At 39.6% G+C, this 20,499-nt stretch carries 16 protein-coding genes; 7 read left to right on the top strand and 9 right to left on the bottom strand.

The genetic code is table 11. The features are described 5' to 3' along the window. Positions 1-107: 107 nt before the first annotated feature. The 4 genes from ESY88_RS21800 to ESY88_RS08390 form a co-directional block, all read right to left on the bottom strand. Positions 108-3,857 carry a T9SS type B sorting domain-containing protein gene (locus tag ESY88_RS21800; protein WP_147086505.1) on the bottom strand — a complete coding sequence of 1,250 codons (3,750 nt, stop codon included), beginning with the start codon at positions 3,855-3,857 and terminating at the stop codon, positions 108-110. A 67-nt stretch (positions 3,858-3,924) separates the two neighbouring features. Further along, positions 3,925-4,827, bottom strand: coding sequence for a hypothetical protein (locus ESY88_RS08400; RefSeq protein WP_147086506.1), 903 nt, complete (start codon positions 4,825-4,827; stop codon positions 3,925-3,927). A 64-nt stretch (positions 4,828-4,891) separates the two neighbouring features. Further along, positions 4,892-5,164 carry a non-canonical purine NTP pyrophosphatase gene (locus ESY88_RS08395; protein ID WP_223270769.1) on the bottom strand — a complete coding sequence of 91 codons (273 nt, stop codon included), beginning with the start codon at positions 5,162-5,164 and terminating at the stop codon, positions 4,892-4,894. Between the two features lie 42 nt (positions 5,165-5,206). Further along, positions 5,207-5,782 (bottom strand): non-canonical purine NTP diphosphatase, encoded by a 576-nt coding sequence (locus tag ESY88_RS08390; protein WP_147086508.1) that lies wholly within the window; start codon positions 5,780-5,782, stop codon positions 5,207-5,209. 236 nt (positions 5,783-6,018) lie between these two features. On the opposite strand from ESY88_RS08390, the gene ESY88_RS08385 reads away from it, so the two are divergent. The 4 genes from ESY88_RS08385 to ESY88_RS08370 all read left to right on the top strand — a co-directional run bounded on the left by ESY88_RS08385 (position 6,019) and on the right by ESY88_RS08370 (position 11,857). Continuing rightward, positions 6,019-8,430, top strand: a complete 2,412-nt coding sequence (locus ESY88_RS08385; RefSeq protein ID WP_147086509.1) for a glycoside hydrolase family 31 protein — start codon at positions 6,019-6,021, stop codon at positions 8,428-8,430. A 97-nt stretch (positions 8,431-8,527) separates the two neighbouring features. Next, positions 8,528-9,358 (top strand): M48 family metallopeptidase, encoded by an 831-nt coding sequence (locus tag ESY88_RS08380; protein WP_147086510.1) that lies wholly within the window; start codon positions 8,528-8,530, stop codon positions 9,356-9,358. Positions 9,359-9,497: 139 nt separating this feature from the next. Beyond that, entirely contained in the window at positions 9,498-10,880 is a 1,383-nt protein-coding gene (locus ESY88_RS08375; protein ID WP_147089852.1) for an MFS transporter, read from the top strand. Between the two features lie 35 nt (positions 10,881-10,915). After that, positions 10,916-11,857 carry a lipocalin family protein gene (locus ESY88_RS08370; RefSeq protein WP_147087965.1) on the top strand — a complete coding sequence of 314 codons (942 nt, stop codon included), beginning with the start codon at positions 10,916-10,918 and terminating at the stop codon, positions 11,855-11,857. Between the two features lie 96 nt (positions 11,858-11,953). Here ESY88_RS08370 and ESY88_RS08365 read toward each other — a convergent pair whose 3' ends face one another. The 4 genes from ESY88_RS08365 to ESY88_RS08350 form a co-directional block, all read right to left on the bottom strand. Then, the gene (locus ESY88_RS08365) at positions 11,954-12,676 is read right to left on the bottom strand and encodes a head GIN domain-containing protein (RefSeq protein WP_147087964.1); all 723 of its coding nucleotides are present in this window, start codon (positions 12,674-12,676) and stop codon (positions 11,954-11,956) included. Between the two features lie 103 nt (positions 12,677-12,779). Continuing rightward, entirely contained in the window at positions 12,780-13,874 is a 1,095-nt protein-coding gene (locus ESY88_RS08360) for a DUF4097 family beta strand repeat-containing protein (RefSeq protein WP_147087963.1), read from the bottom strand. A 7-nt stretch (positions 13,875-13,881) separates the two neighbouring features. After that, positions 13,882-14,436, bottom strand: a complete 555-nt coding sequence (locus tag ESY88_RS08355; protein ID WP_147087968.1) for a hypothetical protein — start codon at positions 14,434-14,436, stop codon at positions 13,882-13,884. An 84-nt stretch (positions 14,437-14,520) separates the two neighbouring features. Continuing rightward, the gene (locus ESY88_RS08350) at positions 14,521-15,084 is read right to left on the bottom strand and encodes an RNA polymerase sigma factor (RefSeq protein ID WP_147087962.1); all 564 of its coding nucleotides are present in this window, start codon (positions 15,082-15,084) and stop codon (positions 14,521-14,523) included. A gap of 227 nt (positions 15,085-15,311) precedes the next feature. On the opposite strand from ESY88_RS08350, the gene lon reads away from it, so the two are divergent. From lon to cmk, 3 genes are all read left to right on the top strand, one after another. Beyond that, positions 15,312-17,765, top strand: coding sequence for an endopeptidase La (gene lon, locus ESY88_RS08345; RefSeq protein WP_147087961.1), 2,454 nt, complete (start codon positions 15,312-15,314; stop codon positions 17,763-17,765). Between the two features lie 157 nt (positions 17,766-17,922). After that, positions 17,923-18,945 (top strand): type IX secretion system protein PorQ, encoded by a 1,023-nt coding sequence (gene porQ / locus ESY88_RS08340; protein WP_147087960.1) that lies wholly within the window; start codon positions 17,923-17,925, stop codon positions 18,943-18,945. A 192-nt stretch (positions 18,946-19,137) separates the two neighbouring features. Further along, positions 19,138-19,830 (top strand): (d)CMP kinase, encoded by a 693-nt coding sequence (cmk, locus tag ESY88_RS08335; RefSeq protein ID WP_147087959.1) that lies wholly within the window; start codon positions 19,138-19,140, stop codon positions 19,828-19,830. A 114-nt stretch (positions 19,831-19,944) separates the two neighbouring features. Here the strand turns inward: cmk and ESY88_RS08330 are convergent, their stop codons facing one another. Further along, positions 19,945-20,325 (bottom strand): LysM peptidoglycan-binding domain-containing protein, encoded by a 381-nt coding sequence (locus ESY88_RS08330; protein ID WP_147087958.1) that lies wholly within the window; start codon positions 20,323-20,325, stop codon positions 19,945-19,947. Positions 20,326-20,499 lie beyond the last annotated feature (174 nt).

The following is a 20,499-nucleotide window of genomic DNA, read 5'->3' as shown; positions in this document are numbered from 1 at the left end:
AGCGCTGTTTTAGTAAGCTTAGGTAGCCGTAAAGTGATTGATAAATAGAACATTTTTTTTGACTTCAATGTCGAAATTTACCGGTTCAAAAATAGTGGTTATCCTAATTATCTTTTCAAGCTAAAATGCCCACTATAACTTTTACCATTTTCACGCTCCAAGGTAAACCAATAATCACTATTGGGTAGTGGTCTCCCGTTAAAGGTGCCGTCCCATCCTAGTCCGTCAGGTCTTAGTTGCTTGATCAACTTGCCATAGCGGTCATAAATGAATGTTCGGTTTTGAGGTTCTTTTTCTGAATTGATCAGCTGCCAGAAATCATGATAACCGTCATTGTTGGGAGTGAAAAATTTCGGGTAATACAATAGGTAAATTTCCTCACTTACAATTCCGCAACCATTTTTATCCCGAACATATACCGTATAGTCATCAATGTCAAGATTATTGAATGCATTGGAATCTTGGTAGTCAAATCCATTTAATGAAAACTCGTAGTCCCCATTGCCATCAACAAAAATAATGACCGCATTATTGTCTTGAGACCAATCTGAAGTCTCAACTTCTGTAATAGTTGCTATGTTGGATTTTACAACTGTAAGTGTTTTTGATGTTTCACAGCGTAAATCTCTATAAACATTGGTAACAGTTAGGTCATAGGTTCCTTCGGTATCGACAGTTATGGACGGTGTGGTTTCTCCTGTTGACCACAAGTATTCATCATATCCAGCATCAGCAACCAATTCAACCGTGCTACCTTCACAAATCGGCCATTGGTCATCCATCAATAGAACGGGTTGCTCCATGACCTCAATTTGAAAAGAGCTGGTCGTAAAACAATCTGGGAAAAGTGCGTTTTCAAGCCTTGCATAAATGGTTTGTGGATTTTCAGTGTTCATGAAATCTGTATTTAGGGCATTTGCATTCGCTTCCGCGTCATTTAAAGATAGATGATAAGAAATCACATTATCTGATGTTGATTGACTATTTAAAATAGCTGTATTTTGTTCGTTCAAATTAATTGTTTCCATACCATCATTGCTCTGGTCATCGCAAACTTGAACAGGCTCTGGTGCATTGGCAAGTGGCAAATAATGAACGCCCAATTCAAAGCTTGTTATATCAAAACAATCGGTATTACTGTTGTTTTGAATTCTTGCATATATGGTTTTTGAGGTGGTATCTACAACATAATTATCGGGCAGCGCATTGATATTTGCATTGGCATTTGAACTATCGTCAAAATACAGAATGCTAAACACATCTGGATCTTGCCCGTTTAGAATTTGTGCGTCGTAATTGGACAAGGTAAACGTATGTACTCCGTCATTACTAGCATCATCACAAACCAAATCATCCATGATGATGCCTGCTTCTGGTTGTTCACTAACCCTAAAATTAATTGAGGTTTCGTCATAACAAAAGGTGCTTAAAGCATTCTGAATGCGAACTGTTATGGTTTGGGAAGTTGTTAGAAACGGATTTTGCAAAGGACTCGGCAAAGTGTTTCCGTTTTCATCACTATAACTAACTAGCATTCCTGTTTGCCCATTTAAGACGCTGATTTCAATACCTGAAGTGTCAAATGCAAATTGGCCGTCATTGTCGGTGTCACAGGCGGTAAAGTTTGAAACAGGATTGGCCATAGCAGCAGCGTCGAGAATAAAGCTTATTTGTGTTTCGTCAAAACAAGCGCCATCTGGATCTTTTGATGTGGTATTGGTAACCTTTGCAGTAATAATTTGGGAGTGAGTAACAAAGGGATTTGGCAATGGGCTTGTTAAGGCATTTCCGGTTTCATCGGTATAGCTTATTATAACATCGGTTTGACCACTCAGTAAAGTGGCCTCAATATTTGAAGTATCAAACGCTTGTGTCCCATTGCCATCATCATCACATAATTTTAGGGCTTCTACGGTATTGGCAATTGGTATGCTTTCGACATGTAATGTTATGTGGTGCCCCAATCCTAAGCAGTCATTATTATCTGCATTTTCTACTCGTACAAAAATATCCTGTAAGCTAGGATAGCCTATATTTTGATAATTGCTAATGTCGTCAATTGGATTCATTTCAGCCAATGCATCTTCTTGGTTTCTGTGGTAATTGATGGTGAGTTGTTGACCTGTTGGAAACAAGGCCTGTATTTCAGTATTGACCGAGCTGAAGTCAAAGGTTGCAATACCATCTGTAACATCTGCACCATCATCGCATTGGTAAAAATCCATTGTAAACGTGTTTGGTATTTGTGTGGTAGAAACCATGAGATCGATTTGAGAAATGGCATAACAGCCATTGGTGTTTTCTACTCTTGCCCAAATTGTATCGGCGCTAACAATATCATTGGGATAGACTGAACTATTTTGAATCGGATCGCTGGCGTTCACTGCATCTAATGCCGACTCGTAGTATGTAATTATTTCATTTAAGTGGTTCACAGAGATTTCCGCATTCGCCTCCTCGAGATTAAAGCTACTAAAACCATCTAGGTCATCGTCGCATTGTCTTAATTCTACTATCGGAGCAACTGCGGGAATTTCATAAACGCTGATGGTCTTGGTATCTACTGAGTTGTCCGCACCAGAGGTTACTGATAATGAGACATCATAATCCCCAGCAGTCTCGTATGTATGGGTTGGGTTTTCTTCTGTTGAGGTTGTACCGTCGCCAAAGTCCCAAATTAACGAATCAAAAGTTTGGGAGTTGTTCATACTAAACTGTATCTGCTCATCAACGCAACTGTTATTAGCCTGAAAGCTCACGTTAAAAAATGACTGTATAAATGTGGGTAAACCCAGCATACATTTGCGATCTTGTAAAAAAATGCCCTCCTCCTCATAATCGCACCCTACTCCTTGAGTATTTGGATTATGGATAATATCCAAATGATATTGCAACGTTTTAGCAACATATATTTTTCCATCTGGTCCTAATTGAAGAGATGCATAACCTATATTGGAAATATTACTCAGTGTAATCTTGGAAGCAATTATATCTGATTCATTGTTACTCTGTAAATCAAACTGATAGACCCCACCGTAGAACCCTATATAAAGTAAATTTCCATTTGGTGAGAATTCAACGCCGTAAGAGTTTACGCTGTTATCTAAGGTCATCTGGTTATTAATAAGCCCAGTTTCATTATCAAAATCAAAAATTTGCACTTCTCCGCCTCCAGCTACTGCAAGTCGACTGCCATCAGGAGATATTTTTATTTGACCAGAATTACCAAAATAACCCATGTTGAATCCAGCTGCGCTTACTGTGGGGCTAGTACTTACTCCCCCAGCGGTAATTTCAAAAGCTATAAATTCATCTGAATTATGACGGTGGCTAACAACCCAATAACCCGTTTCATTTGCATTTAATACGGCTATTACTTTCTCCTTAACCATTGGTTCCATAGGGATATTTTTAGCTGAGGTCACATCGCCAAAACCGCTATTAAGAGCCATGTCAACTATAGAATACTTAAGCCCTTTAGTAGTCACCCCATCGCTACCTACAACATCAACTGTAAATAAGTAATATTTACCAAAATCATTTGGTTTTGGAACTGCAATCGCAGAATGTGTACTTGAGAAACTACCGTGTAAATCATTTCCGTTAGGCATCACTTCATGAATACGGTTATAAACTGTAACACCATCCGTATAAAACAATAAATTTCCATCGGGGTCAGAAATTGTTGCACAGCCCTCATCAGTATGTAGTGCGCCATCGAGAAGTAACTCTGGTGTACCAGAACCAAAATCCAATCCAGCGTTATAGCCAAAATACCAAATATTGGTTTCGCCTTGGGCCTTGACCGAAAAGTGAAATAAAGAAACTATTATCAATATATAAAGTGAACGATACATAATTCAAAAATAAGAAAAAGGATGTTTCAATAAGAAACTTACTTTCAGAAATGTTTAATGCTTAACTTTAATTATTAAAGTTGTACTCTTTTTTCTCAAGAACTTTACCATAACCGTCAGTTATGTAATCAACCCTTCCGTGGTTATCATAATAAATGTAAGATTCTTCTTGACGTTCGTTGACTCGGTTAATGACCCTACCGCTATCATCGTAAAATGTTAAACTCAACATGGCATTTGGTAAGCGATTATATAATTTCATTAATTCTAGTTTGAGAACTGAAGTATTCAGGTTTTGTAGTTGGGCATAAGTGATATCTAATTCGTTTACTACATCTATGTATTTTGCATTGACTACTGAAGCTACTTCATAAAGGTTGGCGTATGCCCTCAAGCTCGAGGAAAAAACGTTCTTTCCATTATTCAGTTCTAGTGAATTGCCAAAGTTATCTACGTAAGTTGTTTCTCCATTGACCAGCAATTGGTTCGTGCTAGGGCCTGCTAATTTCTTATTAACATAAATTTTACCTCCTGAATTTACCCAAATATTACGCTCAATTCCAATTATCTCGTTATCAATTTTTATCTTAGTTTCATAGGTGTCTAATAGCATATTTTTATCTCGAACATAACTGTATTGCTCATGTGCATATCGCACATCTTTTTGTTCAGTTTGTCCCTTACTATTTGTTTTAGATATAGAAGATATTTGACCTTTAGGATTATTAGAATAATTGGTAAGGATCTCGACTGAATAACTTTCAAAAAATAACTCGCTTTTCGAACTTATCAAATTTGCATAATGGCTTAAATATAACTGTAAAGAGCCATCCTTACCACGTTTTGCGGTCGTGATTGCTCCCTTGCAGATGCCGGTAAAGGTTTTTGTTTTTCCGCTGAGGTATAGGGCGATTCTCTTTCTGCGTCCATCTGCGAAATCTGCGGGAACTATTAATTCATTCGCTGCCATTTAGTTCCTGCTGTTGTTCTCGGATTTTTTTTACATAGCTGGTTTCCGCAGAAATCTTATTTACTTATAGTTTTGTAAGATAAGCTACCAATTGCCTTACCGCTTTACCGCGATGGCCAACCTCATTTTTTTCATCCAAGGAGATTTCCGCAAAAGTCTGTTCAAAGCCTTCCGCCTTAAATATGGGATCGTAACCAAAACCATCCTTACCACGTTTTGCGGTCGTGATTGCTCCCTTGCAGATGCCGGTAAAGGGTTTTGTTTTTCCGCTGCGGTATAGGGCGATTCTCTTTCTGCGTCCATCTGCGAAATCTGCGGGAACTATTAATTCATCCACTGCCGTATAGTTCCTGCTGGTTTCCGCAGAAATCTCATTTACTTATAGTTTTGTAAGATAAGCTACCAATTGCCTTACCGCTTTACCGCGATGGCCAACCTCATTTTTTTCAGCCAAGGAGATTTCTGCAAAAGTCTGGTCAAAGCCTTCCGCCTTAAATATGGGATCGTAACCAAAACCATCCTTACCACGTTTTGCGGTCGTGATTGCTCCCTTGCAGATGCCGGTAAAGGTTTTTGTTTTTCCACTGAGGTGCAGGGCGATCACAGTCTTAAATTGTGCGTTTCTATTGGGTTTGTCTTCGAGATTGTTGAGCAATTTGTCCATATTATCATTGGCATCACGCTGCTTCCCGGCATATCGTGCACTGTAAATGCCTGGTTCGCCATGTAAGGCCTCAACTTCTAAACCCGTATCATCTGCAAAACAATCGTAACCATAATGGGTCTTGATGTAATCTGCTTTTTGCTTGGCATTGCCTTCAATGGTGCTTTGGGTCTCTGGAACGTCTTCGGTGCAGCCAATAGCCTCCAGACTCAAAAGTTGAATTTTTTTGGGTATGAGCGATTGTACTTCCTTTAGTTTATTGGGATTGTTGGTGGCGAAGACTATTTTCATTTTTATTGATTTCAGTGCAATTAAATTTGAATTACTACAGTAGTTTTCAAAGATAGTGGAAGTGCTATAAAACAAGCAAACTTTAGATTTAATTGAGTTCCCAATCCTGCTTTCGTGATTTACAGGCCTTTCGAAAACGTTTGAGTTGACAATAACTGATAACTTGGGTTGGGATTTTTTCTATAACTCGGGTTTTTTCCGTTTTTTTGCATGTTTTTTATCAATTCGCTGAACTTATGATTACAAATACAGAGTTAGAACACAAGGGAAATTTGACACCTTCAAAAATCATTGGTTTTCGAAAGGATGTTGACCGACTTTATTTCTCAACCGATAATGACGTGGTGCTTCAGGTAACGGTATTGCGTGACAGCGTGCTTCGGTTTCGTTATACAACCACTGGTACGTTCACTAAGGATTTTTCTTATGCCATAACAAAATATGCTAGTACAGGTTACAATCATCTTGAGATTGAAGAGCTTAAAACTTTTTATAAAATTACCACATCAAAATTGGAGTGCCATATTTCTAAGTTGAATTTGGGGGTTCAAATTTACGATGTGTTGGACAAAAGACTTATCAATCAAGATGAGATTGGCTTTCATTGGGAAGAAAGTTACGTTCATGGTGGCAACTTCGTGAAAATGAGCAAGGTTTCCAATGATGGTGAGAGTTACTATGGTTTGGGCGATAAGCCTAGCCACATCAACTTGAAGGGGAAACGTTTTGAAAATTGGGTAACCGATTCTTACGCCTACGGCAAAGATAGTGACCCAATCTATAAGTCCATTCCCTTTTATACGGGATTGCATCATAATAAGGCCTATGGGATTTTCTTTGACAACTCCTTCCGAAGCTTTTTTGATTTTGCGCAAGAACGACGCAATGTGACCAGCTTCTGGGCTATGGGCGGTGAGATGAATTATTATTTCATCTATGGACCAAAGATGACAGAAGTCGTTGAAAGTTACACCGACCTTACCGGCAAACCACATTTGTTGCCACCTATGTGGGCCTTGGGCTTTCATCAATGTAAATGGAGCTACTATCCTGAGAAAAAGGTAAAGAGCATTGCCAACAACTTCAGAAAACTTAAAATCCCTTGCGATGCCATTTATTTGGACATTGATTATATGGATGGTTTTAGATGTTTTACTTGGAATAAGGATTACTTCCCAGATCCAAAGCGAATGGTCAAGGAATTGCTTGATGACGGGTTCAAGACCGTTGCCATTATCGATCCAGGTATTAAAATCGATAAAGAATATTCGGTATTTAGGGAAGCTTTGGAAAACGACTATTTCTGTAAACGTGCCGATGGCCCTTACATGAAAGGGAAGGTCTGGCCTGGTGAGTGTTATTTCCCAGATTTCACAAATCCTAAAGTGCGCGATTGGTGGGCTGGCTTGTTTCAAGAGCTCATTGAAGATATAGGTGTAAAAGGCGTTTGGAACGATATGAATGAACCTGCAGTGATGGAAGTGCCCAACAAAACTTTTCCAGATGATGTGCGCCATGAATATGATGGCAATCGTTGTAGCCATAGAAAGGCCCACAATGTGTATGGGATGCAAATGGCAAGGGCAACCTACCAAGGGCTCAAAAAGTTTGCTTACCCAAAACGCCCATTTGTAATTACCAGAGCAGCATATTCTGGTACCCAACGTTACACATCAACCTGGACGGGAGACAACGTGGCCACTTGGGAACACCTGTGGATTGCCAATGTACAAGCGCAGCGTTTGGCCATGAGTGGCTTTAGCTTTGCCGGCAGTGATATTGGCGGATTTGCAGAGCAACCTCAGGGCGAATTGTTTACACGATGGGTACAGCTTGGGATTTTTCATCCTTTTTTTAGGGTGCATTCTTCTGGAGACCATGGTGACCAAGAGCCCTGGGCCTTTGGGAAGAATGTGACTGATGTGGTGCGTAAATTCATTGAAATTAGATACCAGTTGCTCCCTTATCTCTACACCACGTTTTGGAATTATGTCGAAGATGGCACGCCAATCTTAAAATCACTCGTACTCTACGATCAAGAAGATGTGCACACCCATTATAGAACCGATGAATTTGTGTTTGGGAACCAAATTTTGGTCTGTCCTATTTTGGAGCCTAATGCCAAGGGGCGCCGTATGTATGTTCCAAATGGAAATTGGTATAGTTTCTGGGATGATTCTATAATTGAAGGAGGTTTGGAGCTATGGGTCGATGCCGATATTGAAGAAATGCCAATCTATATAAAGGAAGGGGCCGTAATACCGAAGTATCCTATACAGCAATATGTTGGGGAAAAGAAAATAGAAACCGTTACCCTAGAAGTGTATTATAAGGAAGGTAAGGAAGTCTCACAACTATATGATGATGCGCATGATGGTTATGATTACACCAAGGGACGCTACAGTTTGAGAACATTCAAATTAACAGGTAAGCCTAATGAATTGATCATTCAACAGCATAAAGAAGGCAAGTTTGACGCTGAATATGGCAATTTTGAAATCAAGTTGCACGGGTTGCCATTTGAAATCGAAGAGATTCAAGTGGATAACGTGGTGATTCCGGTAAAAGAACTCATTAAAAACGGTAATTCTGAGATGACTATAGATAAGGAATTCTCACAATTGCATTTGATAGGAAAAACAGAATAATTCAAATGGTATATTAATTGTGATAACATTAAATCTGTTTGGGCTAAGACAGAACAGTTGATGTCGTACATTACCTTAGTTAAAAAAATAGAATACCATGAATATGAAAAATAACATAGTTGCCACAGTAACTCTAGCGCTGTTTTTGTCTTGTGCTACAAATCCATTTACGGGAAGTAAAACCTTGGCCCTTGTTCCGAATGACTCGTTGTTTCCTTCGGCCTTTGCCCAATATAATCAGTTTTTAACAGAGAGCAAAGTCATAAAAGGCACCGCAAATGCTGAAATGATTACTCGGGTTGGACAACGCATTGCCGTAGCAGCAGAACGTTACTTAAATGCCAACGGCTATCAAGGCTATTTAGAGGACTACCGATGGGAGTATAATTTAGTGGACGATAATACAGTAAATGCTTGGTGTATGCCTGGTGGGAAGATTGTTTTTTACAGCGGTATTTTACCCGTTGCTGAAAATGAGACGGCCATTGCAGCCATTATGGGGCATGAGGTAGCTCACGCCTTGGCCAACCATGGACAGCAGCGCATGAGTGCTGCATATATTCAACAAGGCGTAGCGGTGGCTGGAAATATTGCCTTGGCTAATGATGAGAATCTAGCACTTTACAATCAAGCGTTTGGTATTGCCTCCAATGTAGGGGTAATGTTGCCCTTTAGCCGTGACCATGAGACAGAAGCCGATAAAATTGGTCTTTATTTGATGGCGATTGCGGGTTATGACCCAGATGAAGCTGCCGAATTATGGAAAAGGATGGATGCAAAAAGCAGTGGGCAAGCGCCTCCGGAGTTTTTGAGCACTCACCCAGCCAATGCGACCAGAATCTCAAACTTGCAAAGTTTGGCATCTAAAGCGGTGGCTGAAGCGAAAAAATTCGGGGTTACCTCGTTTAGACCTTTAGGTAAATTTTAATTGTCAAGACTAAAAAATATAGTATTTTCGGAGCTGTTCATTGATTTGAACAGCTTTTTTATTTGATGAATCCAAAGTTATGATGTCTTGTTCAAACCATTTAGTTTCATCAAAAACCTAATAGCCAGCTAAAGCACCTATGTATCAACCAAAAAAAGGAAGTAAGAAATTGCTAAATGCTTGGGCATTTTACGATTGGGCAAACTCAGTATATACCTTGACCATCGCTTCTTCGATATTCCCAATTTTTTATTCGGCATTATTTGTGGATCAGGTTGAAAAACAGGTCTCAGCTTTTGGGATGGTTTTTAAAAGCACAGCACTCATTACCTATGTTACAGCGTTTACGTTTTTGATTGTGAGCTTTTCATCCCCTATACTTTCTGGTATTGCAGATTATGTGGGTAATAAGAAGAATTTCATGAAGTTTTTCTGTTATCTCGGCGGTATTGGCTGTATTGGTTTGTATTGGTTCAGTTTGGAAAACATCCATATAAGCTTGTTGTTTTATTTTATGGGGTTGCTGGGATATTGGGGTAGTTTGGTGTTTTATAATTCTTATTTGCCAGATATTGCCTATCCAGAACAGCAGGATCGTATTAGCGCCAAAGGGTTTAGTATGGGCTACTTGGGTAGTGTTCTTTTATTGCTTCTCAACCTTGCAATGGTAATGCAGCCTCAATTTTTTGGATTTGATGTGAGTATTGCTGAAACCATAACCAACACCGGCACCCAAGCCGAAATTGATCAAGCCATGGCAGCCGCACAGAACGAGGCCTCTTTTGAAGCCATGCGTATTGCTTTTATAACTGTTGGTATCTGGTGGATTCTATTCAGCCAGTACACATTCTACGTCTTGCCAAAAGGCAGTTCTAAAGGTCAAAAAGTCACAAAGGCAATCGTATTCAATGGCTTGAAAGAGCTAAGATTGGTATGGATTCAACTTAAGCAAAATTTGAGATTGAAACGCTATCTGGCGGCATTTTTTGTGTTCAGTATGGCGGTGCAAACCATTATGTTGGTAGCGGTTTATTTTGGTGAGGAAGAAATTGCTTGGGGAGGTCCAGACGCCAAGCGTTTTGGATTGATCACCAGTATCTTGGTAATTCAACTCGTTGCTATTTTGGGTGCGGTGTTGACTTCTCGGGCGTCTGCCAAATTTGGAAATATAAAGACCTTGATCGTGGTCAATTTCATTTGGATGGGGCTTTGTTTTTATGCCTATTTCATGAAAACGCCAATGCAATTTTATATCGCAGCCTCTGCCGTTGGATTTGTGATGGGCGGGATTCAGGCTTTGGCAAGATCCACCTATTCTAAATTTCTACCAGAAACCAAAGACACGACCTCCTATTTTAGTTTCTTTGATGTGGCAGAGAAAATTGGGATCGTAATTGGGATGGTCATTTTTGCAACCATAGACCAAGTAACCGGGAGTATGCGAAATGCCATTCTATTTCTTTTTGTCTTCTTTCTAATCGGTATTGTCTTGCTGTTTAGAGTGCCTCGGGAAAATGTTTAAATTAAAACTGTATGTTTGTAATCAATAAAAAAACTATGAAAATTTCATTTACAAAGATCGCAAGTGCCTTACTTTGCCTGGTGTTATTTACCGCTGTTGCATGTGAAAATGAGTCTTTTGAGGGGGATTTCAATACAGATGGTGTCGCCGGGTGTGAGGTGGCATCTCTAAATACTACACAAGCAGCCTTGAATTTTACAGGCGCAAATATTGATAATTATGCGCTTGTATGCCCAAATTATAAATCGGCTTTACAAGCGCAAATTTTGGCTTGTAACGACGCCAATGGTAATTTACAAGCTATTCTGGATACGCTTGGTGATTGTACCGAATTCACACAACCAGATGATTGCGCAACTGCAACGGCAGCAGTGGGCGTTACACAGTCTGCCTTTTCAAATGCGACAGCTGAAAATTACACCCAACTATGCAATGCATACAAAGCAGCTCTAGAGAATCTTATTGTGCAATGTGGCAATGATGGTGGGACCCAATCTGAAATAGAGGCCTTGGGTGATTGCTTTAATAGCAACCAGCCAAATGCCGAGGTTGAAGGGACTTGGAAATTAACAGCTTGGATGGGAGAAAATCCCATCGATTTGAATAATGACGCGCAGGAAAGCACTAACTTTTTAGATGAAATTGATTGTTATACCGATGAGACGTTGGTGTTTAATGCCGGTGGTACAGGTGTGTCCATGAGTACGTCTTATGCCAATTTTGATGTGCAACTTGAGACAGATTCAACCAATACCTATGACTATACCGTAGATTGTATTGCTGAAGTTGAAAACACCGATTTTACTTGGACACAATCTGGAAACAGCTTAACATTGATCATTGCCGAGCAATCTTATAATTACACAATTGACGGAAACAGCCTTTCCACTCTTGTGCCAAATGGATTTACGGTAAGCAATGCCGATGCTACAATCACAGTGACTGAAGATCTAACTTTTGTGTTTACAAAGCAATAGCACTAGTTTTTAAGAACAAATAAAAAAAAGCGACGGGATTTAGAATCTGTCGCTTTTTTTGGTGTTTCGCACCGTGATTTAATCTGAAATAGATGACTATTTTCCAATACTCCCAGATCCTGTAACTTTAGTGTCTTCGGTCTTAGGATTGCCACGAAATTCAATATCTCCAGAACCTGTGACGCGTGCTATGAGCTTGTTAGTGGAGAAAACAGCTGCATCACCAGAGCCCGTTACCGAAACATTGACGTCTTGCGACCTGATGTCAAACCCGTGAAAATTTCCAGAGCCTGTCACATTCGCTTCCAGTTTTTCTGTTGTGCCTGTAAAGGTCAAATCTCCAGAACCGCTAATCCTAGCCTTTGCAGAAGTGGTCTTGATTTCCAAAACAACATCTCCAGACCCTGAAATGGAAGCGCTTAAATTATTGGTATCAATAACATCGGTATTCCATAAATCTCCAGACCCTGATAAAGACACTTCAGTGATTTCCTTAAACGGAATCGTGATCTTAATGCCTTTATTCGTGCTGGTGTTTAAGTTTACGTTGTTTTCGGTTGTGATGCTCAGTGTTCCGTTTTGTACTTCAGTAATGATATATTCCAAAAGATTTTCTTCTCCTTCAATTTTAATGTCTCCTTCAGTGCCTTCAACCAAGATATAATCAAAAGATCCTGCGCAGTGAATAGCGTCATAATCTGATGTGGTTCTGGTAATGGTTTTCAAGTTGCCGTTACCTTTAATGGCGTTGTTGCCCCATTTTCCTTGTGCGCAGCTAAAGGTGGCTAAGCTTGCCAATGCTAAAATAAGTGATTTCATAATGTTGGTTTTAGTTGATTGTTATAGGTCAGTCACGATTGACCCCGTTTGTACTTTTTTATATGTGTCAGCCGCGACTGACCTTTACGGCGTGGCCGATCCCTCAATTTTTCTTGAAGGTCACACTTCCGTAGTCGCTCTTAATTCTAATTCGGTTACTGCTATTGGCGTTTCGGTAGTAGCCTTGGTAGTATTTATCTGTCGATTCAACCCGCTTTTTTGTGAACTGAAATTCCTCTGCATTCCGCAGTGAGGCATATTCCAAATCAATATCGAAACTAAAATCGTATGCCTCGTCGTAGCCAATGGTAATGCCATTATAATCTGATTCGATGTCTATGTTGCCCGCGTTGGCAGTCATGTTATCAATTTTTATGGAACCGTAATCTGCTCTAAGACTTACATTTTTATAGATGTTGCCCAGTCTTACGGTCAAATAATCACCATTGCCATTCACATTATTGGCATTATTGATGTTTACAGATCCATAATCACAATTGTAGTCCACGTTCTCGGCAATCTCCACTTCAGACTTCGTATAATCTGCAGTGATTGCTAAATTCTTGGTTTTTGCAACGGTATAACTGCTGTAATCTGCATTGATTTTTCCGCTTTTTATGTATTCAAAATAACAACTGTTGGAGTAGTCGAAACTGATGTTATTGTTATCGGCCATCAATTCTTTGGTTGTTATCTTTCCGTAGTCACAATTGAGGTTTGCACGACCTTCCAAACGGTCTAGGGAGATGCTTCCGTAGTCGTTGTTGAGGTCCACATTATTGCTAATGGGAAGTTTGATGATGTAATTGATTTCCATGTTCACGTTATTGTCACGTCCCCAGTTCCACCAAGAATTGGATTTACTTTTGCTGAAAAGCGTTTTTGCTGAAACGTAAGCACTTGATGCGGTAAATTCAACGTCGATGTCGCGTAATTTCTGTCGCACCTTATCTTCATCATTGCCATTGGTTTTAATATGTACTTCTATGGCAATCAGAGTGCCTTCGTAAGTGGTCACGTTAATGTTTCCGTAGCTGTTATCCACTTTTAAGGTGGCGTTTGCTAAAACTGAAAATTCTTTCTTTATGATTTTTTCTTCGGAATGTTTACCGTTCCAATCCCGTTCGTGGTTTGCGAACAGAAACATGGGTGCTAAAAAAAGCACTAAAATAAATTGGTATGAGATAATTGTTTTCATCTGTTTTCTATAAAATATTAGGTGTTTCGGTACTCATGTTCTTGGCATCTTCAATATGTGCCATCACATTTTGAAGCAGCTCAATGCGATTTTGAAAATTACTGATCATGGCATAGACAACACGTTTATCATTGCCACTTTCTTTTAGGTCCATTTTAAGTTTGTTGTAATCGGTTTCCAAAAGTGAAATTTGTTTCAGGGCATCGTTTATGAGTGCTTCAGTTTCTGGTGTGCGTTTTGAATTTAAATTGTTAAGTTCCTGTGAAATAGCCGCATTGAAAAAGTCTTGGGTTTCAGATAATTCTGGAGAAACACTTGCAAGTCCGTCAATTGCGGGTTCTTTATCCAGCGTTGTAAAAATTGCAAGCCCTATCAAAAGTGAAGCGGCAATTGCCAATAAAGGCTTCCAGAAATTAAATGTACTCGAACTTGGTAAAACCTGAACTTTTGAAACTTCGTTCAGCTTATCCAAAAACCGTTGCTGATGGCCTTCGTTGGGAGATTCTACGTCAAACCCTCCTTCCAGTCTTTTAAATAAATCCTTTATATTATCTTTTTTCATCATCTTTTTTTAAATTCCAAATTCCAATCAAAATATTCGCAATCCGCGCCGTACGGGTCAGTCGCGACTGACCCGTACGGAATTTCAAAAATCTGCCATTTCCTCCAATTTTTGCCTTAATTTTTCTTTTGCCCTTGATATCATGGTTCTACAATTCGCATTTGAAATATCCATGATCTCACAAATTTCCTCATAATCAAAACCTTCAATAAGGTGCAGGCTTAGACTCATTTGATAATTAGCCTTCAGTGATTTCATGGTTGCTAAAACTTGCTGCGCCTTCAGATTGGAAAAATCATGATCTTCACAAAAACCTTGGGAATCATCTTCTATTTTGTAGATGACCTCATCCAAAGGCACATCACGGTATTTGCTGTTCTTTTTATAATGATAGATGCTATTATTGATGACAATTCGTTTTAACCAAGCTCCAAATGTCGATAATTCCTTAAGACTCTCTAACTTTGTAAAGGCCGATAGAAAGGAATCCTGCATAATGTCTTCAGCCTCAAACCGATCCTTTACAATGCGAAATGCTGTATTGAACATCGCTCTGTAATACCGATTGTAGACCTCCAGCTGTGCTTGCTGGTCGCCATTTTTACAATGCAGTATAAGCTGCGAAATATCTTGATGGGTTAGTGTCAAAAAACAATTGCTTTACTATTAAGATGTGAAATCGCTAAACTTGTTACACTTATCAATAAAAAACTTTTTAGGCATTAAATGTGAATGGCATAACTATTGGAAACCTATAAAGGTAAATAATTGCTTTTATGTGTTATTTCACTGGATAACTGGGTTTTAGCAATTTTTGAAATTAATTATAACTAAAGATATCTGTTTATTGATGACAGATTGACTAAAAATATACTATGGCGAAATCTAATTTTTTAAGTCTTGACAATTTGTCATTTCAGGAATTTGATGAAAATTCTGAATTGATCCCGTTAATGACACCCGAAGATGAAGAAGAAATAAACAAAGAACTCCTTCCAGACTCATTGCCCATATTGCCTTTGCGTAATACTGTGCTGTTTCCTGGAGTGGTTATCCCAATTACTGCTGGTCGTGATAAATCCATCAAACTCATCAACGATGCCAATAACGGTATAAAAACCATTGGTGTGGTGTCGCAAAAGGATGAGACTATTGAAGACCCTGAAGCGAAAGACATCTTTAAGACGGGAACGGTTGCCCGCATTTTGAAAGTACTCAAAATGCCAGATGGCAATACAACCGTCATTATTCAAGGTAAAAAACGCTTTGAAATCGAAGAAGTCATTTCAGAAACACCATATATAACCGCTAAGGTCAAGGATGTGCCTGAAGCAAAACCTGCTTTGGAAAACGAAGAGTTTTCTGCAATAATTGAATCTATTAAGGATTTGGCACTTCAAATCATAAAGGATAGCCCTAATATTCCTTCGGAAGCTTCCTTTGCGATAAAAAATATTGAGAGCAATTCCTTCTTGGTCAATTTTGTGTCTTCCAACATGAATCTTAGCGTAGACGAAAAACAGAAACTGCTGGAGATAAACGACTTAAAGGAACGTGCTTTGGCAACCTTGAAGTTTATGAATACCGAATTTAAGAAACTGGAACTTAAAAACGATATTCAATCCAAGGTGCAAAGTGATATGAACCAGCAACAACGCGAATATTTTCTACACCAGCAAATGAAAACCATCCAAGAGGAATTGGGTGGGGGTGTGTCTTCGGGTGAGGAGATCGAAGACATGCGTGTTCGCGCCAAAAAGAAAAAATGGGACGAGAAAGTATCAAAACATTTTGATAAGGAACTTTCCAAAATGCAACGTATGAATCCGCAGGTGGCGGAATATTCCATACAGCGCAATTATTTGGATTTGTTTTTGGATTTACCATGGGACGAGTTCAGTAAAGATAAGTTTGATCTCAAACGTGCCATGCGCATTCTGGACCGCGACCATTACGGTTTAGACGATGTGAAAAAACGCATCATTGAATATTTGGCGGTCTTGAAATTGAGAAATGATATGAAATCGCCAATTCTTTGCCTTTACGGCCCTCCAGGTGTTGGTAAAACCTCTTTGGGGAAATCCGTTGCTGAAGCATTGGGCAGAGAATACGTGCGCATGTCTTTAGGTGGTTTGCGCGATGAGGCAGAAATTCGCGGACACCGGAAAACTTACATTGGCGCTATGCCAGGGCGAATCATTCAAAACCTCAAAAAGGCTGGGACTTCCAATCCCGTTTTCGTGTTGGACGAGATCGATAAGTTGTCCAATTCCAATCAGGGCGATCCTTCTTCCGCGTTGCTGGAGGTTTTGGATCCCGAGCAGAATAGCGAATTCCATGATAATTTCTTGGAAATGGGTTTCGACTTGTCAAAAGTCATGTTCATCGCAACTGCAAATACACTCAATAATATCCAGCCAGCATTGATGGACCGTATGGAGATCATCAACGTAACGGGTTACACCATTGAAGAAAAAGTGGAGATTGCGAAACGCCATTTGCTTCCGAAGCAATTGAAAGAACACGGGCTCACAGAGAAACATTTGAAAATTGCCAAACCACAGCTTGAGAAAATCGCGGAAGGCTACACTCGTGAGTCTGGGGTGCGAGGTTTAGAAAAGCAAATCGCCAAAATGGTAAGACATGCTGCAAAAAATATTGCAATGGAGGAGACTTATAATCTAAAAGTCACTAATCAAGACGTGCTTGACGTGTTGGGCTCTCCAAAATTGATGCGCGATAAATATGAAAATAATGCCGTTGCTGGTGTAGTCACTGGTTTGGCTTGGACACAGGTTGGTGGGGATATTTTGTTTATCGAATCCATTTTATCTAAAGGAAAGGGTGAAATGAGCATTACAGGTAACCTTGGAAAGGTCATGAAGGAATCGGCGACGATTGCCATGGAATACATTAAGTCAAATGCTGAAGAATTTGGTATTGATCCAGATGTGTTCTCAAAATATAACGTGCACATTCACGTGCCAGAAGGCGCCACACCAAAAGATGGGCCAAGTGCAGGTGTGACCATGCTTACTTCATTGGTGTCTTTATTTACCCAGCGCAAAGTCAAGCAACACCTTGCCATGACTGGCGAGATTACCTTGAGAGGTAAAGTGCTTCCTGTTGGCGGCATCAAAGAGAAAATACTCGCAGCCAAGCGCGCAAGAATCAAGATAATTTTGTTGTGTGAGGCCAATAGACGTGACATTGAGGAAATCAAGCCCGAATACTTGAAAGGGCTCGAATTTCACTATGTGACAGAAATGAGCGAGGTTTTGGAACTTGCGCTTACCAAAGAAAAGGTAGATAAGGCGAAGAACCTATAATTCTCAAATACACAGTAAAATATGTAATTATAACTGTTTCGGGCTATTTGGTCTGAAAGTTGACAAAAAGAGGTTTTAATCGACCTCTTTTTTGTGCTCTAAAAATAAATTGGGCATGCCACCGTTTTAAGATAGATTTAGTTACTTTGCACACTTTATGCTAAAGAAAATTACCACAATTTGTTGTCTCGCTTTTACAGGCATTTGCGCTGCGCAATTGGGTGGTGAATCGACATATCAGTTCTTGAATTTAATTGCTTCGCCAAGACAAGCGGCTTTGGGGGGTAAGGTAATCACCAACTTTGATTATGATGTGACCGGGGGATTATTCAATCCTGCGACCATCAATCCTGAAATGGACAATCAATTGGCACTCAATTACTCGAGTTATTTAGGCGGAATAAGTTACGGTTCTGCAGCTTATGCCTACACTTGGGATAGGCACTTGCAAACCTTCCATTTTGGGATGACTTACATCAACTACGGAAGTTTTGATGGGTATGACCTCAATGGCGTTTCCACAGGCACCTTTACGGGTAATGAAGCGGCTTTATCTGTTGGCTATGCCTATCAAATTCCGTTTACCGATTTTTATTTGGGTGCCAATCTGAAAATGATCACCTCCAAATTGGAGCAGTACAATTCCATTGGTATTGCTGCAGACTTTGGAGCCATTTATATTAATGAGCGCTTGGATTTTCATGCCGCCATAACGGTGCGTAATTTGGGTACGCAAATCCTAACCTATGCAGACTTGAATGAAAAATTGCCTTTAGAAGTAAATCTAGGGCTGTCACAAACGCTTGAAAACATGCCTTTACGATGGCATTTGACCTTTGAGAATTTGCAGCAATGGCCAATTGGGTTTTCGAATCCGTCGCGAGCCACAACCGATCTTGATGGCAACCAAACCCAAGAGAAAGTTGGTTTTTTTAATGAGGTTTTACGTCATACCATAATAGGAGCAGAGCTTTTTCCAGAACGCGGCTTCAACATTAGAATGGCCTATAATTTTAGAAGAGCAGAAGAATTGCGTATTTTAGAACAGCGCAATTTTTCGGGATTGTCATTCGGTTTGGGCATAAAGCTCAATAAAATGCGTTTTAGTTATACGCATGCCAGATATTCTGGAGCATCGAATGCTAATTTTTTTGGGATTCAAATTGATTTGCGAAAATAATTTATGACGTACGGGTCGGTCGCGACCGACCCGTACGGATTCGCAATACATTGCAAGGATTCGAATTTGAGGCAAAATTAATTCGAATTATAAATTTGAAAAATATTTAAAAATTCCCTTCCGATAGTTCGGGATTATGGGAATTAAAATAATTAAAAATTCCTTCTCCTTTGGAGAGGGCGAGCGAGAAGCATGAAAAAGATAATAACCATTGCCATTGACGGATTCTCATCCACAGGCAAAAGCACCGTAGCGAAACGTTTGGCAAAGGCTCTGGGCTATGTTTACGTAGATACTGGAGCCATGTATCGTGCGGTTACCTTTTATGCGATGCAAAACGATTTAATTTCTGACGATGCCTTTGATAAAGAAGGCCTTATTGCGCATCTAGATAAGGTAAAAGTCAACTTTAAATTCAATGAGAACCTTGGTTTTGCTGAGGTGTATCTCAATGGAACCAACGTAGAGCAGGAGGTAAGAAACATGGAGGTTTCACAATTTGTAAGTCAGGTGGCCACAGTTTCTGAGGTTAGGCAACGTTTGGTAAAACAACAGCAAGCCTTCGGAAAGGATAAAGGGGTCGTTATGGATGGTCGGGATATTGGCACAGTGGTTTTCCCTGATGCAGAGTTGAAATTGTTCATGACCGCTTCCGCAGAAAAGAGAGCGCAAAGACGTTACGATGAGTTATTGGAGCGCGGTGATAAAGTGAGTTATGAAGCCGTTTTGGAAAACGTACAATCCCGGGATTTAGTAGATTCTACCCGCAAAGATTCGCCGTTGGTAAAGGCAGAAGACGCTATTCGTGTGGATAATTCCAACATGACTTTGGATGAGCAGTTTGAATTCATCTTAAAGCTTTCCGAAGAAAAAATCTCAGCATAAAAGATGGCACTAGGAATATTCAAAAGTGTATGGAGGAATCTATCTTTCAGTTTTAAAATCCATTGAATCAAAAAAGCGACCCAAGAGTCGCTTTTTTTAATTTGAAATGATCCTTTAATCTTTATTAGGAATTACCAGTTCCTGATCTGGATGAATCATGTCTGGGTTTTTTAGAACATCTGTATTTGCTTTGAAAATCTTTTGGTATTTTGAAGCATCACCGTAATAATGCTTGGCGATTTTACCTAAAGTCTCTCCCTTTTTAACGGTATGTCTGTGGTAAACAGAGGTATCGGCAACTTTGATGTCGGCCATGATATCACTAGGGTTTTCACCACCTACCGATTTGATTTCATCCCAAAGTAAGTCTTTTTCATATTGTGTGGGAGCGGTGCCGTGCATTTTTAGAACGCCGTTTTCCACTTTAACATCGCCATGTTGAATGTTAAGCTGTTCTCCTAAATCAAGAACGCTTTGATATTTTGATTTTACCATAAAGTTAGTTTTTAATGAAATTAATAGTCTCGTAAATATATCAAATTTAAATGCGAAAGGGTTTCGGTGTTTTCTAAATTTTAACATTTATCAGTCCTGTTTGTCAACAAGTTAAATGAAGACTTCTAAATTTGTGAAAATGATTATTTAATTGTATTTTTGCACTCCTTTTAG

This window comes from Subsaximicrobium wynnwilliamsii (genome assembly GCF_007997225.1).
Taxonomy (GTDB): domain Bacteria; phylum Bacteroidota; class Bacteroidia; order Flavobacteriales; family Flavobacteriaceae; genus Psychroserpens; species Psychroserpens wynnwilliamsii.
This window is presented reverse-complemented; position numbering and strand designations above follow the sequence as displayed.

What these genes read in the sequence shown, in the direction of transcription:
- ESY88_RS21800 (WP_147086505.1), bottom strand. Translation starts at nt 3,857, where the DNA reads ATGTATCGTTCACTTTATATATTGATAATAGTTTCTTTATTTCACTTT.
- ESY88_RS08400 (WP_147086506.1), bottom strand. Translation starts at nt 4,827, where the DNA reads ATGGCAGCGAATGAATTAATAGTTCCCGCAGATTTCGCAGATGGACGC.
- ESY88_RS08390 (WP_147086508.1), bottom strand. Translation starts at nt 5,782, where the DNA reads ATGAAAATAGTCTTCGCCACCAACAATCCCAATAAACTAAAGGAAGTA.
- ESY88_RS08385 (WP_147086509.1), top strand. Translation starts at nt 6,019, where the DNA reads ATGATTACAAATACAGAGTTAGAACACAAGGGAAATTTGACACCTTCA.
- ESY88_RS08380 (WP_147086510.1), top strand. Translation starts at nt 8,528, where the DNA reads ATGAATATGAAAAATAACATAGTTGCCACAGTAACTCTAGCGCTGTTT.
- ESY88_RS08375 (WP_147089852.1), top strand. Translation starts at nt 9,498, where the DNA reads ATGTATCAACCAAAAAAAGGAAGTAAGAAATTGCTAAATGCTTGGGCA.
- ESY88_RS08370 (WP_147087965.1), top strand. Translation starts at nt 10,916, where the DNA reads ATGAAAATTTCATTTACAAAGATCGCAAGTGCCTTACTTTGCCTGGTG.
- ESY88_RS08365 (WP_147087964.1), bottom strand. Translation starts at nt 12,676, where the DNA reads ATGAAATCACTTATTTTAGCATTGGCAAGCTTAGCCACCTTTAGCTGC.
- ESY88_RS08360 (WP_147087963.1), bottom strand. Translation starts at nt 13,874, where the DNA reads ATGAAAACAATTATCTCATACCAATTTATTTTAGTGCTTTTTTTAGCA.
- ESY88_RS08355 (WP_147087968.1), bottom strand. Translation starts at nt 14,436, where the DNA reads ATGAAAAAAGATAATATAAAGGATTTATTTAAAAGACTGGAAGGAGGG.
- lon (WP_147087961.1), top strand. Translation starts at nt 15,312, where the DNA reads ATGGCGAAATCTAATTTTTTAAGTCTTGACAATTTGTCATTTCAGGAA.
- porQ (WP_147087960.1), top strand. Translation starts at nt 17,923, where the DNA reads ATGCTAAAGAAAATTACCACAATTTGTTGTCTCGCTTTTACAGGCATT.
- cmk (WP_147087959.1), top strand. Translation starts at nt 19,138, where the DNA reads ATGAAAAAGATAATAACCATTGCCATTGACGGATTCTCATCCACAGGC.
- ESY88_RS08330 (WP_147087958.1), bottom strand. Translation starts at nt 20,325, where the DNA reads ATGGTAAAATCAAAATATCAAAGCGTTCTTGATTTAGGAGAACAGCTT.